General features: G+C 37.3%; 6 protein-coding genes. All 6 read left to right on the top strand.

Annotated features, from left to right (window positions below; all coding sequences use genetic code 11):
- Positions 1 to 3 precede the first annotated feature (3 nt).
- Entirely contained in the window at positions 4 to 4,317 is a 4,314-nt protein-coding gene (locus tag QNH24_RS10905) for an amino acid adenylation domain-containing protein (RefSeq protein ID WP_283872158.1), read from the top strand.
- Entirely contained in the window at positions 4,310 to 5,395 is a 1,086-nt protein-coding gene (locus QNH24_RS10910) for a saccharopine dehydrogenase NADP-binding domain-containing protein (RefSeq protein ID WP_283872159.1), read from the top strand. Before QNH24_RS10905 ends, QNH24_RS10910 begins: the two co-directional genes overlap by 8 nt.
- A 1-nt stretch (position 5,396) precedes the next feature.
- Positions 5,397 to 6,452: a methyltransferase gene (locus QNH24_RS10915; protein ID WP_283872160.1), complete on the top strand. Its 1,056-nt coding sequence runs from the start codon at positions 5,397 to 5,399 to the stop codon at positions 6,450 to 6,452.
- The gene (locus QNH24_RS10920; protein WP_283872161.1) at positions 6,400 to 8,019 is read left to right on the top strand and encodes a (2,3-dihydroxybenzoyl)adenylate synthase; all 1,620 of its coding nucleotides are present in this window, start codon (positions 6,400 to 6,402) and stop codon (positions 8,017 to 8,019) included. The genes QNH24_RS10915 and QNH24_RS10920 overlap by 53 nt, the downstream gene beginning before the upstream one ends.
- An 11-nt stretch (positions 8,020 to 8,030) precedes the next feature.
- A complete protein-coding gene (locus tag QNH24_RS10925; RefSeq protein WP_283872162.1) occupies positions 8,031 to 16,919 on the top strand; it encodes a non-ribosomal peptide synthetase in 8,889 nt (2,962 codons plus the stop codon).
- A 144-nt stretch (positions 16,920 to 17,063) separates the two neighbouring features.
- A complete protein-coding gene (locus QNH24_RS10930; protein WP_283872164.1) occupies positions 17,064 to 19,259 on the top strand; it encodes a bifunctional Gfo/Idh/MocA family oxidoreductase/class I SAM-dependent methyltransferase in 2,196 nt (731 codons plus the stop codon).

The following is a 19,259-nucleotide window of genomic DNA, read 5'->3' on the forward strand; positions in this document are numbered from 1 at the left end:
AGGATGCAAGTAAAAAAAGAAATAATCCAGTTAAAGGCACAGGGAATTGAGTTATGGACGAATCAGGGGAAGCTTCATTTTAAAGCAGGAAAGGAACAATTGACTGAAGAAGTGATGGCATTTCTAAAAACGAATAAAGAGGCGTTAATTACTGTTTTGGAGCAAGAAGCGCAAGCTAACACATTCCCATTAACCCCTATTCAATCTGCTTATCTACTAGGCAGCATGAACAGCTTTGAATATGGTGGTGTTTCCAGCCATATTTACATGGAGCTTGAATATGACCATCTAGATTGTGAGAGGGTTAAACAAGTATGGACGACGTTAATAGAGCGGCATGAAATGCTACGAACGACGATTCATCGGAATGGTTATCAAAGTGTCATGGATGACATCCCTAACATTGAAATTGCATTTGAAGATTTAATGAGGAATGGTGCCGAGGATAAGGAGCGACTACAGGAAATTAGGCAACATTTGGGGCATAAAATCTATACACCTGAAAGCTGGCCGCTTTTTGATATTTCATTGAGTCAACGATTACATGGCACGACTATGCATATTTCCTTTGATTTTTTAATTGTGGATTGGGCAAGTATTTGGATTTTATTAAAAGAATTTGAAGAGCTTTATTTTCATAAGGATGTTACATTACCAGCAAATGATTTCACCTTTAAAGAGTATGTAAAGATAGAGGAGGAGATGAGGTACCAGAAGAACTATCAAGAGGATAAAGACTATTGGTATAACCGAATTCAAACGCTTCCGCCCTCACCGACATTACCTAAATTGTCATTAGTACAGGATGAAAAATCCTTTGAACGCTTTTTTATTCAATTAGATAAAGCAATTTGGGATAAATTTAAATCTTCCATTTCCAATAAAGGTAAAACGGTTACTAGTGTTTTGCTCGCCTTATATAGCCAATGTCTGGCGAAATGGAGCATAAACAAGCATTTTACCATTAATTTAATTCTTTTAAATAGATTACCTGTCCACCCAAATGTTCACCGAATTGTTGGTGATTTCACATCTATTAATTTAACAGAGGTCGATTGTAGAAGAGCTGAAACGCCATTTATAGATCATGTCAGTCAGATTCAACAGCAAATGTTTCGTGATTTAGACCATAGCAGCTTCTCGGGCGTAGAGGTACTGAGAGAAATGACAAGGCAAAAAGGACAAGCATATGCTTTAATGCCTTTTGTCTTCACAAGTGCTATTAATCTCATCGATTCCAATGGATTAATCGGAAAAATGAATGAGTATGGTATTAGTCAAACACCACAAGTATTTATTGATTGTCAGGTCATGGATGATGACAATGGCTTGCGTGTGAATTGGGACGTGAGAAAGGGTGTATTTCCAGCCAATGTAATAGCTGATATGTTTTCTGCATTCGAAATTGCCTTATTAAAATTAGTCCATGAAGATCAAGCCTGGGAATCAGCAGCTTTGGTAAACTTGCCAAATGAACAAACAAGACAAAGAGCAAGTGTCAATAATACCTATTTGAACCAAGCAAAACATTTGTTACACCAAGGCTTTTTCGAACAAGCAAGTCAGCAGCCTACACAAATCGCGGTCATCGAAGGGGAGCAGGAATACTCTTATGCTGAACTAAGAGATAAGGTGTTTACTGTAGGAAATCTACTTCAAAAACATCAGCTACAACAAGGGGATAAGGTGGCCATCATTTCTGATAAAACCATTTATCAAGTGACAAGTGTGCTGGCTATTCTATCGCTAGGAGCAGTCTATGTGCCGATTGATAAGGCCCAGCCGATTAGTCGAATCAAGAAAATAATCGATCAAAGTCAAGTAAAGGCTATCCTTGTGGATGAACATCAGCCAATCTATGAAAGCTTAGAGGCACAATGCATTGCAGCTAATTTACTAGAACAAAGAGAAAGTATTTCCTATGATGTTTATAAGGGGGATCCCGATGAATTAGCTTACATTATTTTTACATCTGGTTCAACAGGAGAGCCAAAGGGTGTTGCCATGTCTCATGCTGCAGCCATGAATACGATTACAGATATTAATAGGCGATTTAGTATTACTAGCCATGATCGTGTTCTTGCCCTATCTAAGCTTAACTTTGACCTATCAGTTTATGATATCTTTGGTTTGCTAACTGCTGGTGGTACGATTGTCTATCCTGAACAAGGTCATTTGTATGATGCAAACTATTGGTTATCGTGTCTGCAAACTAAAAAGATAACATTATGGAATACAGTGCCAGCTTTAATGAAAATGCTACTAGCTGTTGATGAAACGGAGCAATTCTCAGTAGATTCCATGAAAACGATACTGTTATCAGGAGATTGGGTACCACCAAAAATGGTTAAGCAATGTGCAACTGCATTTCCAAAGAGTACCATAATTGCCCTAGGCGGTGCTACAGAAGCGGGTATTTGGTCCAATTATCATATTTGCAGTGAAGAAGACTTTGAGAGAGAGACTATACCTTATGGCTACCCGTTAGCGAATCAATGCTTTTATATTTTAGATGAACATAATGAGGATTGCCCGAATTGGGTTCGTGGAGAGCTATATATTGCGGGAGATAGTCTTGCACAAGGCTACTATCAGAATACTGAAATGACAAATGAAAGATTTATTACAACGATTAAACAGCAGCGGCTCTATAGAACTGGTGACTATGGAAGATATATGGACAATGGAGAAATTGAATTTATCGGACGTCTTGATAATCAAGTGAAGTTATGTGGAAATCTTATTAACCTAGGGGAAATTGAATCATTATTAAATAAACATGAGCAAGTAGACGCTTCCTGTGCAGTCGTACTAGATAATAAGCATCTTTATGCTGTCGTTCAACTAGCAGAGTATGCTCCAAACAATGTACTATGTAATGATTTCATTGATTATCTTGAACAGCTATTACCGTCCTATATGGTTCCTGTCAAATTATTTATTTTATCGAAGCTTACACTAAATGCAAATGATAAATTAGATCGGCAAGAGATCAAGAAACAGGTGCAGCTGCTAGTACAGGAGGTTCAGGCTGAAGGGAACCTACAACAGGCAGAAGTAATTACTCAATTAGAGGGAACACTACTACATTTTGCACAAGATGTTCTTCAGGTAGAACTTATTCAGGCGGATAAAAATTTATATGACTATGGAGCAGATTCCTTATCCTTATCACAATTAGCAGGGAAGATAAAAAAATCAATTGAGAATGAAAATCAATATCATAAAATTACTTTTGACTTTATTCTTCGTCAATTGTTAAATGAGCCAGTTATTAAATTACTCGCACAAAAAATAATGCAACATACAGTGACAGAGACGCAGGAAAATCAACATATAAATAAACGAAATCATGCCCAGGCAATTGGTTTATTAAAGAAGGAATCCTCCTCTCATGGTGAACCATACCGAATTGTCGTTCATGCAGGATTAGGCACAATGAACGCCTTTAAATATTTAAACAAGCATTTAGCACAACAAGATTTAGGAACAGTTATCAGTATTTCTATTCAAGATATAGACCAGTATTTAGCCATAGATAGTGCCATGTTAATTGATCATTTAGCAGATGATTATGTACAACAAATTATGGTAAAACAAGTGAAGCAAGTTCAATTAATTGGCTATTGCATGGGTGGGCTGATTGCTCTTGAAATGGCTAGAAGGCTGGTGGAAAGAGGTGTGGAAATAATTGATTTTACGTTAATTGATAGTGCACCGGTTTTATATGATATCGAGGATTCTATAGCGCTAGAATTAATCTTTATTACGAATTTCTATATTACTGTTGAGGATGTTTATAAAGGAGCATCCAATCAACAACTAATGGAAGCTATTATGCATATTTTCTATCAACATAATGAGAGTTTAAGCGCATCAAGTCTTGAAGAGCTTAAACATGTAGAAGAGTTTAAAGAAATTTACCGCTTTATCAAGAATTTATCACAACGAAGCAGAAAACAGCGCTTTCAGGATTATCGAGCTGCCATAGAGAAAAAAACTGGTGAAATCATTCCAGATGAGATGCTAGAAGGATACTATAACATCTATTTACACAGCTTTAAAGGGTCAAACGTGCGACCAATGGCATACTTCGGCGATATTCGCTATTTAGTGGCAGAAGAGGATATGGACTTTATTTTTACCGATAGACAGGACACGTTAAAGTTTTGGAAAGACCTGTGCATTGGGCATTTTGAGGAAATAGAAATTGCTGGGAATCACATTACATGTATTGAAGAAGATGACAATGCATATCGTGTGGCTGACATCCTGCTAGCACCAATTCAAGTGGGGAGTATCAGTCAATATGAATAAAAAATACGTAGGAATCATTGGCGCAACAGGTCAGGTTGGTGTGGGAGCTGTTAAAACTTTATTGAACAATTATTCAGCTTCATTATTACTAGGAGGTCGGAAGATAGCAAAGCTTATTGAACAGTTTGGGGAAGAGTCCGAGACCATGAAATACCAAGCAGTAGATGTCTTTAATGAAGCTAGTATTCAAGCCTTCTGTGAGAATTGCTACTTGGTTATAAATACGGCTGGACCCTCTTCCCACATACTTGCACGAGTTGCTGAAGCTTGTCTAGTAACGAATACTACCTATATTGATGTATCTGGTGATAAAACAATGAAATTGGCAATAGAGGATGCTCTTGCAAAACACAATAATCCTATAACATGTGCCATATCTGCCGGTGTCTATCCTGGCTTGACAGAAATGTTTGTAGCATTTTTATTACGAAACCAAAAATGGGTCGAGCGTATTAGCTGCTATTTTGCTGGTAAAGGTAGCTTTTCTGAAACAGGGGCTTATGATATTATCTCCAGCTTAGAAAAAGATGAGGGCTATGGAATGTCCTATTACAGTAATGGTGACATAAAGAAATTAACTTCAGGAATAGGGAGCCAAAAGGTTTTACCTGCTCCATTTCATCAAGTATACACACTCCCCTTGATGAACGAGGAGTTTATAGCCAGTGTAAAAGAATATAGAGCTGTCAATGCCTATTTTTATAATACCTTCGCTACATCTAAAATACTGAGTGATTTTATTATGATAAAGGCTATGCAGCTATATAAAACTGAGGAGGAAAAGCGCGCCTCTGCTCATCGTTTAATTGAGACCTACCATACTCAAGATGAACATGAGGGTTTTATTATATATGTAGAAACAGAAGAAAATGGTAAAACACAAACAAGTTACTTACAAAGTAATATGAATTGGAACTATGGCTCTGGAGTTGTAGCTGCTTGTGTGGCGATGCAAATGCAAGAAAGGAATGGTACAAATAAAAAAGGGTGTTACTTTGCGCAATCAATAGTTGATGTGGAAGAGTTGATGCAACAACTCATAAAAACGGAATGTATTTCAATTATAGGGGAGAAGTAATGTGGATGTAGAAAAAATGAAAATCATTAATATGATACAGGGCTATTCTCACTCATATATCGTATATAGCGCGGTTGAGCTAGGCATTTTTAATGCATTGTTTTCCAAAAGCATGAGAAATCAACAAGTGGCCACAGAGCTTCATCTTTCTCCTTTATTATTAGAGCGATTTATGAAGGTTCTGATAGCAATGGATTTCGTCTATCAAGAAAATGATCAATACTCGTTAACATCTCTAGGTGAAAAATTATCAAATGATAGTGAAGATTCTATGGCTGCAATGATTTTATTTAATGGACGTATATGCATGAAAGCATGGGGCTATTTTTATGAAGGATTAAAAAATAATATTTCTCCTATTGAATTGATGGAGGGAGAGGCGTTTTTTGAAATCAATGAAATGAGCCAAAATCGCTTAGATACATTTAATGACATGATGCGTCAATCAAGTTCACAGTCAAATTTAGAGCTATTATTTCAGACAAGAAAAGTGGCTGATATTAAGAGAATTGTTGATATAGGAGGTGGTGCTGGTGATGTAATAACACAGCTTTTACAGGGATTTCCATTAGCGGAGGGGATCATCCTTGATAAAGACTATATCAAAGCAGAAGCAGAGGAAACGATTCGTATATCCTGCTTACAGAAGAGATGTCAATTCATCGAAGGAGATTTCTTTTTACCTCTTGAGCATAAGGCAGATATGTATGTCTTATCAAGAATTCTCCATGATTGGGACGATCGTCAGGCTACAGCCATACTCAGCAATATTGCAGCGGTAATGGCTGACGATAATGTATTGTTGATTATTGAAAAATTACTTCCTGAAAAAGTGTCAAGACAAGCACTTCCAGCTTTTTTAGGGGATATGCATATTTGGTCATTGTGTAATGGCCAGGAAAGAACTGAAAGTGAATTCGAGCAACTGCTCCAACAGGTCAACTTATATATTGCTAGGAAACATTTTACGGATTCAGATATTGTCATACTGGAGGTTAAAAAGGATGAACAGCATACAGATAGAGGAAAAGATTACGAAATTTTTGGAGCATTATGAGAAAGAGGGCTATTTGGAACCATTGTCACTTGCAGATGCCTTAAAAAATTGGGCAACTATGTACAAGAATAAGGTAGCCCTTGTTGATCAAACAGGATCATTAACTTATGAGGAGCTGTATCGATCAGCTAACTTCTTAGGACAGGGATTAATAGCGAAAGGTATTAAGAGGGGAGACAATGTACTTCTACAATTACCAAATAATATATTCTTTGTAAAGGCTTGTTTTGCACTATTTATAATAGGTGCAAGACCTATATTATTATTGCCAACACATCGAGAAAAAGATATTACAAATATCGCTAAACTAACAGAGCCTGTGGCAATCATTATACCATCCACATTCCATGGCTATGACTATCAATCTATGGCTAAAAAGGTCGTAATGAAACAACCAAGTATTTCCTTAATCATTACAGATGAACCGAATGATACATGTATTTCATTGGGAGATTTAGAAAACCAATTCTGTCCAAAGAAGGATGATCTCATGGAGCATCAATCCTCTTATCAAGATATTGCTTTATTTTTACTATCAGGAGGCACTACAGGAATCCCAAAGGTCATTCCCAAATTACATACTGCTTACTTATGTAATGCAAAAGCAGCAGCAGACCGTTGTCAGGTGACAGAAAATAGTACTTATCTTGCGGTACTATCCATTGCACATGATTATCCGCTTTGTTCACCGGGTGTTCTAGGGACTTTAAGTAAAGGCGGTAAGGTTATATTAAGCTCAACGAGTACATTTGATGAAGCACTAGAATGGATTGAAAAAGAGCGAGTTACCTTTACCTCTATCGTACCTGTTATAGCAAATTTATGGGTAGAGTCTCTCGCTTTGGAGGAGCATGCAGATGTATCTTCCCTTGACTATATTTTATTAGGAGCAGCTAAGCTAGAGAAGCAATTGGCTCTCCAATTGATGACACAATTTCAATGTCAGCTAATTCAGGGCTATGGTCTTGGAGAAGGCATTACTTGCTTCACTTCACCTCATGATGATATTGACACAATTATTTCATGCCAAGGTACGCCAATTTCTACAGGTGATGAAATTAAAATTGTTGATGAGAACGGTGATGAGGTTGCGCTGGGAGAAGCAGGTGAGCTGATTCAAAAAGGCCCCTACACCTTCCTAGGTTACTATAAATCACCAGAAATGAATCAGCTTAGCTTTACAACAGATGGCTTTTTTAAAACAGGAGATAAGGCACGCATAACCGAGGAAGGCAATATTCAAATTCTTGGAAGAGTAAAGGAACAGATTAATCGAGCAGGCGAAAACGTAACCCCGAGTGAAATTGAAAGCTATCTTCTTGAGCATGATGAGATTGTGGATGCTTCCGTTGTAGGTGTTGCTGATCAGGAATTAGGGGAACGAATCTGTGCATTTGTTGTAAAAAAAGATAGGGAGCTTTCGTTAACGGAGCTTTGTCAATTTATGATAGAGAACGGTGTAGCAAATACTAAACTTCCTGATCAATTAGTGTATGTAGAATCTATTCCCTATATTAATGTAGGGAAATCCGACAAGAAAAAATTAGTCGCACAATATCTAGCTTAGGAGGAACTTCAATGGAGACAGAGGTTTTATTAAAATGGCAAGCATTTAGAGATGAAGTATGCAATATGTTGAATCCTGGTGGGCAAATAGCGGACGATGCAAACCTACTACATATGGGCCTTTCATCTATTGAAATGATGAAGCTTATTAACGTAAGTAAAAAACTTGGTTATCGATTGACTTTTGAGCAGTTGGTAAAAAAACCTTATTTAAAGGACTGGCGACAATTATTGTTAGAGGAGTCTATTTCTGAGGAACAGTTCCCTCATATGCAGAACCAAAAGTATGTGGATATGTATGAGCCCTTCCCTTTAACCGAAGTTCAACATGCCTATTGGGTTGGTAGATACGATGGACAGTATCTAGGCAATGTAGGCTGTCATGGCTATTTAGAAATTAATGTGGAACAGATTGATACAGACAGATTAGCAGCTTCATGGAAGAGGCTACAGGAGCATCATCCAATGCTGAGATCCTGTTTTACAGCAGATGGGCAACAATTTATTTTAAAACAATCACAGGTGAAGCCCTTAATCGTTCATGATTATCGAATGGCGGATGAGCAGCAAATCAAACACCATTTAGAGGAAATACGAACGCAAACTTCTCATAGACTACTAAAGATTGACGAGGGTCAAGTGGCAGAATTACAAATCACTTTATTACCAGAAAATAAAGGTCGTATGTTTTTCGATATAGACCTATTAGTAGCAGATGTCCAAAGCTATCAAATACTATTAAGGGATTTAGCTGCATTGTATAATCGCAAAGCGGAGCCCCAAGCGCCTCTCGAATGGAATTTTGCTACATATTTGGCGGAAAAAAACGAAGAAAATCAACAGGAGAGACAAGAGGCAATGGCCTATTGGACAAACAGGCTAGAAACACTACCCACAAAGCCTCAATTACCAGTCTCGAATAAGTCTGAAATAAATGCAACATTTTCTCGACGCTCTTATTTTTTACGAGCGGAGCTATGGGAAAAATTAAAATATACATCAGCAAGATCAGGCGTCACTCCTGCTATGACGCTACTAACCATCTATAGTCTAATTCTTAATAAATGGAGCGAAAATAATCACTTTCTTATCAATCTCCCATTATTTAATCGGCAATCAACAACAAAGCATACGATTGAAGAAGTGGTGGCTGATTTTACAACAATCCTTTTAGTCGAGGTTGATTTACAGGAACAACGAACATTTTTACAGGATGTACAAACCATTCAAAACCAATTTCATACAGATATGAAATATACAGCCTACTCTGGTGTGGATGTGCAAAGGGATTATGTGCGTCTGCATAACAGTGAACAACAAATTGCCCCGGTTGTTTTTTCCTGTAATATCGGATCGCCTTTGTTGAATGAAGAGTTTAAATCAGTATTTGGCGATATCCATTATATGATTTCCCAAACACCACAGGTTTGGCTGGATTTCCAAGTGTTTGAGCAGGATGGTGGCTTGCTATTAATTTGGGATAGTATTGATGATGTATTTAAGCCACAGGTTCTTGATGAGATGTTTACAAGCTTTAAACAAACAGTGGCTAGTGTCGCTAATAGGGATGATTGGTCGATGCCACTCCATATTCCAATAACAGAGCAATTAGCGATTAGAAAAAATGTTCAGTCGGAAATGACAGTAGAGCCAACTTGCTTACATGCGCCATTTTTTACACAAGCTCAACAAATCCCTAATGAACAAGCATTGATATTTCCTGCGCTACAGACGTCAATCACTTATGGTGCTTTACAGGAAAAGGCACGACGCATTGCTCAATATTTGCACCTAAACGGTATCCGAAAGGGGGAGGCAGTTGGACTATTAATGGAACGAGGCATTTCTCAGATTGCTACAATTCTAGGGATTTTAGCCGCAGGAGGAGTGTATGTACCAATTGGTCTAAAGCAGCCATTGTCTCGAAGAAGTAAAATCTATGAAGCAGCGGATATCCAGTTTATTGTAACAGACCAACCTCAGCTAGATGATGACAGTGGCGTTTCGTACTTATCTGTTGAAGATGCAGAACGATGCGAGCAATGTTCTGAAATCATCTATGATGCAGCCTCTCCTGCTTACATTATTTTCACCTCTGGCTCAACGGGTGTGCCAAAGGGTGTAGAGATGACGCATGAAGCTGCATGGAATACCATTTATGCCGTCAATCAGCTTAATCAAATCAATATTGAAGATTGTGTATTAGCTGTATCTGCCACAGAATTTGATTTATCAGTTTATGATATGTTTGGCTTGTTGGCTGTTGGTGGCAAACTGCTATTACTGAGTGAAGAGGAAGTGAGACGTGCAGATAAATGGGTACACTACATTAAAGAATTTGGTGTTACATTATGGAATTCTGTACCTATTTTATTTGAGATGTTATGTGCGGAGCTAGAGCATGAGGAGAAAAGCCTTCCATCAATTAGGCATATTTATTTATCTGGAGATTGGATTAAACAAGATTTAGTACAGCAGATACCATTAAAAACGCCTCATGGTACCTTGATTGCCATGGGTGGAGCTACTGAAGGTGGGATATGGTCTAATTATTTTAAAGTAACGGATGATACTGTTCATAAATATCCAAGTATTCCATATGGGTTCCCGTTACCAAATCAGCAGTATCGTGTCGTCAATGAAAGAGGCGAGGATTGTCCAAACCAAGTTGCAGGTGAACTATGGATTGGCGGTAACAGTATTGCTAAGGGCTATAAGGGAAATAGCCAGCAAACGAATAACCAGTTTATCTCTATTGATGGACAAAGATGGTATCGAACAGGGGATTATGGCAAGTATGTAGATGATGGCGTTTTATTATTTTTAGGTCGAAAAGATGAACAGGTCAAGGTTAACGGACATCGGATTGAATTAGGTGAGATTGAAAGAAGCCTGAAAAATAAATCGTGTATTAAAGATGCGGTAGTTCTCGCCACTAAACAAAAAAGCGGAAATCAGCTTCATGCTTTTATCACAGCTGAGGATTTTGGTGATCTTTTTGATTTTCAGACGACATCTTCCAACATTCCTAAACTTGTTAGAAGCGTGATAGAATCAGTTTCTCAAAATTCAGACGCTAGTGACTTCGATTATTCAGAAGCAATGCAGGAATTTATCCAAGAAACCGATCAATTAACTTGCTATGGAATAACATCGATTTTACAGCAAATGGACTTTCCTATGAATAAAGGAGAAAGCTACAATATTAAACAACTAATAGAAGAAAAGCAGATAGATACGAGGTATTATGAGCTTATTTTCCAATGGTTTAGTTTACTACATCAGCTACATGTAGTAGCGACTATAGATCATATCACCTATACAAATAAGATGGATTTATCAGCTTGTCAGCTACCTCCTCTCGCACATTACCCGAATATTTTGAAATTCAGTACTTCCTTTATTGAGAATGGGCAAGCACTTCTGACAGGAAAAATATCACCAGCTTCTTTATTATTTTCTAAAAATGCATTATCACCGATGGAGGTGATATGTGAAGAACCAGGGGCTATAGAAAGTCATCGTCTAGTAGCAACCATTATTAATAGGATTAGCACAGCTAAGAAAAAGCCAATACACATTTTAGAGCTTGGAGCGAGAAGTAGCTCATTTACAGAAGCTATCATTCAGCAATTGGCAGGTGTTGATTTTCATTATACAATCACGGATGCTTCTATGTATTTTAAAGGTAAATTCGATTCCATTCTTTCAGACCAGATAGAATTTGCTATATTAGATATGGAAATTGACCCTATTTTACAAGGCTATACATGCCATAAATATGACCTAATAATTGCCAATAATGCGCTACACAGAATAAAAAATTTACTAGAAACGATGCCTTTTATTGAGCAGCTTTTAGATGTGGATGGCTTGATGATCACTACTGAAAACACGATGAATAGTAGTCTGCAGCTCATTACAACAGGCTTTGAAGAACAAGGGTTTACGCAATTAGAAGATGAAAGAAAAGAAATTTGCCAGCCATTATTAGCGGATACTCAATGGCTAGAGGTCTTTAAAAAAGCTGGTTTTTCAAATGTGAATGTGGTGAATCATCCACACCTATATGCACACCATATTTTTATTGCTCAGTCATCTCCTGTGAAAAAACAAATTAATCAGAGAAAGCTAGAGGACTATGCTAGAGAGCAATTGCCAGATTATATGATTCCTAGACATATAACCTTACTTCGCAAAATGCCTTTAACGAATAATGGGAAACTAAATCGTAAGCTATTACATGCCAGCATTGATATAGAGGCTCAGGAGCAGACAGAACCAACACGTTCAATGACGACTATGGAGCAAAAAATTGCAAATGTTTGGAAATATGTATTAGAGAAATCGCATATTTCACTAGATGACAATTTCTATCAACTTGGTGGGGATTCGTTAATTGCCACGCAACTTAATAGTCAATTACAGAAAAAATTGAATGTACCCACTTCCTTAGAGGCAATTTTCAAATATCCAAAGTTTAGTGATTTTACTCATTATATAGCTGAGCAAACAATGGCTGAAACAGAGGAAAAAATACCTACATCTTTTGCAAATATAGAAAGTGATACAACCCATCTATATGAGCCATTCCCATTAACGGATATTCAACAATCCTATTGGCTCGGAAGAAATAGTGTATATGACTTAAGTGATGTGTCAGCTCATTGTTATTTTGAGCTTGAATGTGGCGAACTGGATATGGAGGCAGTAAATGCGGCTTGGAATCAATTAATTCAGCGTCATGATGTCATGCGAGTGGTTGTATTGAATAATGGATTGTCACAGCAAATTTTGAAGGATGTACCAGCTTATCAAATTCCCATTAATGATTACAGGAATGAGGATCATTTAGCCTTTACTAATGGAGTTCAAGCAACTAGAAATCAAATGTCCCAGCGTAGGTTTGATGTTAGCAAATGGCCATTATTTGATATTGAGGCAAGCTTAAGTCCAAATCAGACAACACGATTACATGTTAGCTTTGACAATACCGTATTTGATGGCTATAGCATTTTTCTGCTATTTGATGAGTGGTATAAATTATCTTATATACCGACTCAAAATTTACCTACCATCAATATCAGCTTTAGAGATTATGCTATTGCACTGGCGGATTTAAAAAATTCCACTCAGTATAAAAATGATATGAATTACTGGGAAGACCGTGTTCAAAAGCTACCGTCTGCCCCAGAGCTACCACTAGCGAAGCAGCCAAATGAAATCAAAGAACAAAGATTTACACGCTATCAGGCAGTTTTAACGAAGGATAAATGGGGTGCTATGAAACAAATGGCTCACCAACTTCATTTGACGCCTTCTACAATTATTATGGCAGCCTATGCAGAAGTTTTAGGCAGATATAGCCGTCATCAGCATTTTACATTAAATTTAACGCATTTTAACCGTCTACCTTTACATGAAGATGTTAATAAGTTAGTAGGAGATTTTACTTCTTTAGTATTGATTGAAATAGATCATCGTCACAATAGTAATTTCATTATGCGCTGTCAGGATGTGCAAAAGCAATTATTGCGGGATCTTGAACATACGCTCGTGAGTGGTGTGGAAGTCGAGCGAATGCTGCGAAAAGACAGGAACCATTTTAACGAAATTGTGATGCCGATCGTCTTTACTAGTGGCATTGGCGTGAATAAAGATCATTTGGAGGATATTTCTTATTTAGGGAAAATCATTTATGGAGCATCGCAAACACCTCAAGTTTGGTTGGATCATCAAGTATTCGAGCAAGATGGTGAGCTCATCCTATCCTGGGACGGTGTAGAGGAATTATTCCCTTCAGGTTTATTGGCTGAAATGTTTGATGTGTATCTGCAGCTTTTAGATCAACTAAGTCAGGGTATGACAGCGTGGCAACAGATATCTACTGTTATTAGCCTACCAGATGCAAAACAACGGGAGATCATTCATGAGGCTGCCATAATACCAACATCAGAAGAAACGCTTGTCAGTCTAATAGAAAAACAATGGCTTACATTTGCTGCAAATCCAGCAATTATTGATGCAACAAAGACAGTTACCTATAAAGAATTAGGTGAAATGTCAAAAAATATAGCATCAGCTATTAGTACAGAGCTACCTCAGACTATCATCATATTAATGGAAAAGGGATGGCAGCAAATTGTTACAGCACTTGGGATTATGAGAGCTGGTGCAGCATATTTGCCCGTAGATGTGGATACACCGTTAGAACGACTACAGCAGATTATACAGCAAGCACATATCCAAACAATTATTACTACACAGTCTTTATATAGTCGATTCAGCCATTTAAGTTTAAACATATATACAGTTGAGTCACTTATAGAAGATCGGTCAGAGAAAATGACAACACTTCGCACAGTATTACCTGATGATTTAGCTTATATTATTTTCACATCAGGCTCTACAGGCAAGCCAAAGGGGGTTGAAATTACTCATCGTAGTGTGGTGAATACCATTATAGATATAAACAAACGTTTTGAAGTAACATCTTCTGACCGTAGTATAGCTTTATCGAATTTTACTTTTGATTTATCTGTGTACGATGCATTTGGCTTACTCGTTGCAGGTGGGGCAGTGGTCATACCTGAAGTGCAAAGGCTGAAGGACCCTGAGCATTGGTTAGAGGTATTATATAAACATCACATTACAATCTGGAACACAGTACCGACCTTTATGGAAATGTTTGTGAGCTACCACAAAACAGCTACTACAATTGCAGAGCAGGGTCGTTCTTTAAGATGGGTGCTATTAAGTGGAGATTGGATACCATTAACCCTTCCAGAAAAAATAAAAAGTATTTTCAAAGATACGCAAGTTGTCAGTCTAGGCGGAGCAACAGAATGCTCTATTTGGTCCAACTATTTTATGGTAGAAATGATAGAAGATTCATGGAAGAGCATTCCATATGGGAAATCGCTTTCACATCAGCAATTGTATGTATTGAATGCCAATTATGAGGATAGTCCTGTTTGGGTAAAAGGTGATTTGTATATTGGTGGTATCGGTTTATCGACAGGATATTGTAATGATCAGGAGAGAACGAATGCCCACTTTATATACCATCCAATAACAGGAGCTAGGATTTACAAAACGGGAGATCTAGCCAGATATCTTCCTGATGGTAATATTGAATTTTTAGGTCGTGAAGATCAGCAAATTAAAATGAATGGTCATAGAGTAGAATTAGGGGATATTGAAGCCAATTTATGCAAGCTTCCGATTGTACAGCAGGCTGCTGTCATCATGCAGGATAATAAGTTAATAGGCCATTTAAAGCTTCATAAGGACATTCAGCATGATCTAGTTGAAACAATGACAACAGATACGAAACTTTCTATCAGTCTTGAAACAATAAAAAATGAATTAGAGCACATGAAGCCAACCCTTCCTATGGCTGAACTTTCCGATTATACAGCAGCAATTGAGTGGCTTAGTGTCGGTATGATGTTTTTAGATTTATCTGTATTGAACATTTTTAAAAATCAGGGTCAAGTATTGATGAAAGCAGAAATAATAGGAGCTGTTGCGAATACGTATGAATCTTTAATCGGGCATTGGCTAGATTATCTAGTCAAATATGGTTTTATAGAGAGGAAACAGGCTAGTTATATCGTTAATTTCAGTAAAGAAGACGCTTTACAATATATGAATAATAAATTAAATGATTTTCATCTTGGTGAAACACAACCGATATTCCAGCAATTAAAGGAGCAGCTAATCGCTTCTCAAGAGGCCAGACTTGCCATTCTAAAAGGCGAGCAGCTAGCAAAGATTTATTTAGTAGATTCTCAGGGATTCTTAACACCTGAACAATTAGGTCACTATAATTTATGGAGTCAATATACACAGGATTTAGTGAACAATATGATAAGCATATTATCAAAATCCAATGAAGAGCAAGGACTAAATGTCTTGGAGCTGGGCACCAGAACAGGTCAGGGGAGTCATCAATTTGCTCAGCATTTTAGTAGCTCTGGCCAATATACCTATGCTGATGAATCATCTGATTTTCTACATCGTAAAAAGGCGGCGGTAACTCACGAGCATGTTAAATTTAAGCAATATGATGTTAATCTCCCACCTGATAATCAGGATACTGATCTTCATACCTATGATTTAATCATTGCTGAAAATACACTGCATAGAAGTCGTCATTTAAATAATACGTTGACCTATTTAAAGCGACTCTTAAAGCCAGATGGTCTTATTATACTAACTGAGAATGTAAAGAATAATGCACTATTACTAATTACCGTGGCATTTTATGAAGAAGGCTATCAACAACTAGCTGATGCTAGAAAGGTAGAGAAATTACCGTTACTTGATTGCGAGACTTGGCAACAATTATGGAAAGATGAAGGCTTTAACTATTTATTGGAGTGGCCGCGAGATGACGTTAAATGGTTTGGTGAACACATCATGATGGTAGAAGGACCTTCAAAGATTCAAAGATTAAACCTTGTTCAATTTAAAGAAGAGGTAAAGCATACTCTTCCTAAATATATGTGTCCAGATGATTATTTCGTTCATGAATCCTTCCCAATAACAGCAAACGGAAAAATTAACCGCAAGCAGCTAGCACACTATAAAATTTCTGACCAACCTGAGCTTGTAGAACAGGGGAGACAAGCAGTAACTTCAGAAGAGCAAACTATTGTTCAAGCTTGGAAAGAAATTTTGGAAACGGCATGTAGCAGTGTGAATGATAACTTCTTTGAGCATGGTGGTGACTCGCTTAAAGCAATTAGATTTATTAATCGACTTAGTGAACTGGGGTATTCCTTAACGTTAGAGAAATTATTTTTACATCCTACCATTGAAGGAATGGCTGCAAATCTCGTTGCACAGAAGAATGATCAGAATAAGGAAGAAGCACATGTTATAGGTACATTGTAAAACGTTGCATAGAAAAGAAGGTATTTTTTATTTGAATATTTACTAGCTCTAAACAAAATGTGCAGTGGTGCCATTTTTGCAGTGGCACCACCGTGTCATCTATTCGATTAATAAAAACTAGATAAATGAGAGAGTGATATAGTAGTGACCCAAAAGTTACGTGTACTTGTATGCGGCACAAGATTTGGCCAATTTTATTTAGAGGCTATCCAACATTCGGCGCTTTTTGAACTAGCAGGCATTCTTGCACAAGGCAGTCAAAGGTCAAAGCAGTGTGCCAGTGTATATAAGACAAATTTATATACGGATATAGAGGACATACCTCATGACATAGATATTGCTTGCATTGTTGTTCCTACAAGCGTCATGGGAGGTTCGGGCACAGAGCTTGCAATAGCATTCTTAAAAAGAGGCATACATGTCTTATTAGAACAGCCTGTACATTATCAAAATTTAATAGACTGTTACCGGATGGCCAAACAACAGCGTGTTAAGTTCATGGTTGGAGATTTATATGGTCATTTACCCTTCGTCAACAAATTTGTAGAAGTGGCTCAAACGATAATACAGCAAGAAAAGCCTTTATATTTGAATATCGATATGGCAACCCAGGTTTCATTTCCACTAGCTCATATTTTAACAAAATTGCTTGGTAATATTCAGCCCTGGGAGGTAAAGGATACGATTACTGGCAATATGCCGTTTCAATTGCTTTCCGCCATGCTAAAAGATATTCCAACAACGATACGAGCACAAAATCAAGTAGATGTTGCTGTCTCAGATAGTTATATGCACTTAATGCACCATATTACATTAGGGTTCGATAGTGGAAAATTGACTCTTTTTGATACGAATGGACCAGTAATATGGACACCTAGAATGCAAATCCCTGCTATTTCGCTAGTTCCAAGAGGTTTGAAAAAGGATGCTTCTCTTCCGCTCACTAGCCCTGTGATAGAGGATTTTGCGTCAAACAATAACGCTACCTATCAAGACATTCTGACAAAAACTTGGCCTTCCGCTATTTTACAGGATATTGAAAGATTAGCTAATTGGATTACCCATGATATACATTCGATCGAGATGGCAAAAGAGGGGCAGCAGATGATTCAAGCTGCACAGCTATGGAGCGGACTAACGAGTGCCTTAGGTTATCCAAATGATTGTGAGCGAATCCCTCAGCCATTTTTAAATATTGAAGACATAAAATTACAGCTTCGGAAAGAAGAATCAATGGAAGCACGCTATAAGCTGCTAACAATGGATGGTGTTCAACAGGCTGTAACAAAATTTAATGAGGTTTGTTTAAAAACGATTCTACTTGAGCTTCAAAAAAACAATATCTTCACTTCAAAGGACAAGATATATCATGTTGAAGAAATTTCTCAGGCTCTCCAAATCGATGATAGATTTCAATTTATAGTTAAAAGATGGTTAACGGCACTTACTACTCATGGTTATATTATTTGTCTAAATACAGGCTTTGTATTAAATTATCCAGTGTTGACTTCAGAAGAGCTAGAGATGGCGTGGCAAGAGCTTATATCAGTATGGGCAGATCAATTGATGCCTGCCAAAGTCATGAATTACTTTTATAAACACGCTGAACTACTAGGAGATTTAATAAAGGGTAAACAATCTGCTGTCCAGCTGCTTTTTCAAGAGGGTGAGATGGATGTAGCTACATCCTTATATAAGGATACAATGATTGCTTATTTTCTGAATAAAGAAGTCGCCAGCATTGTCACAGCACAGATTGCAATAAAAGATAAGGTAAATATCTTAGAAATTGGGGCAGGAACTGGTGCAACCACGACAGTGGTCATTGATAGCATTGTTAAAAATCAGCTACAAAATAACATGAACTGCTATTTATTTAGTGATATTTCAAATTATTTTATTCATGAAGCAAAGAAATCATTGCAGCATATTCATTGGCTAGATTTTATGAAAATAGATATTGAAGATAGGGAGGAACTATCTTTTATTGAGAATGATTCTCAGGATGTAATTCTAGCAGCTGGTGTGTTAAACAATGTGAAAAATACAAAGGAAATATTATTGATGCTTCAATCGCTATTAAAAAAAGATGGTTTAGTCATTTTAACAGAAGCAGATGGTGAGTCTTTACAAATGTTAATTTCACAAGTATTTATGATGGAGCCTGCGAATGATAAAAGAATGGAAACATCCTCTACCTTTTTAACGACCGCACAATGGCTGGAAATATTTAATGAGGTGGGCTTCAGGTGTATTTCGATACAACCTGATAAGGGACATAAACTATACCCGCTAGGACAGCGATTATTTGTTTTAGAAAATACGGAAGGAGAAAGCTGA

Origin of the sequence: Lysinibacillus pakistanensis, assembly GCF_030123245.1 — a bacterium.
In the GTDB taxonomy this organism is placed as follows: domain Bacteria; phylum Bacillota; class Bacilli; order Bacillales_A; family Planococcaceae; genus Lysinibacillus; species Lysinibacillus pakistanensis.

What these genes read in the sequence shown, in the direction of transcription:
- QNH24_RS10905 (WP_283872158.1), top strand. Translation starts at nt 4, where the DNA reads ATGCAAGTAAAAAAAGAAATAATCCAGTTAAAGGCACAGGGAATTGAG.
- QNH24_RS10910 (WP_283872159.1), top strand. Translation starts at nt 4,310, where the DNA reads ATGAATAAAAAATACGTAGGAATCATTGGCGCAACAGGTCAGGTTGGT.
- QNH24_RS10920 (WP_283872161.1), top strand. Translation starts at nt 6,400, where the DNA reads ATGAACAGCATACAGATAGAGGAAAAGATTACGAAATTTTTGGAGCAT.
- QNH24_RS10925 (WP_283872162.1), top strand. Translation starts at nt 8,031, where the DNA reads ATGGAGACAGAGGTTTTATTAAAATGGCAAGCATTTAGAGATGAAGTA.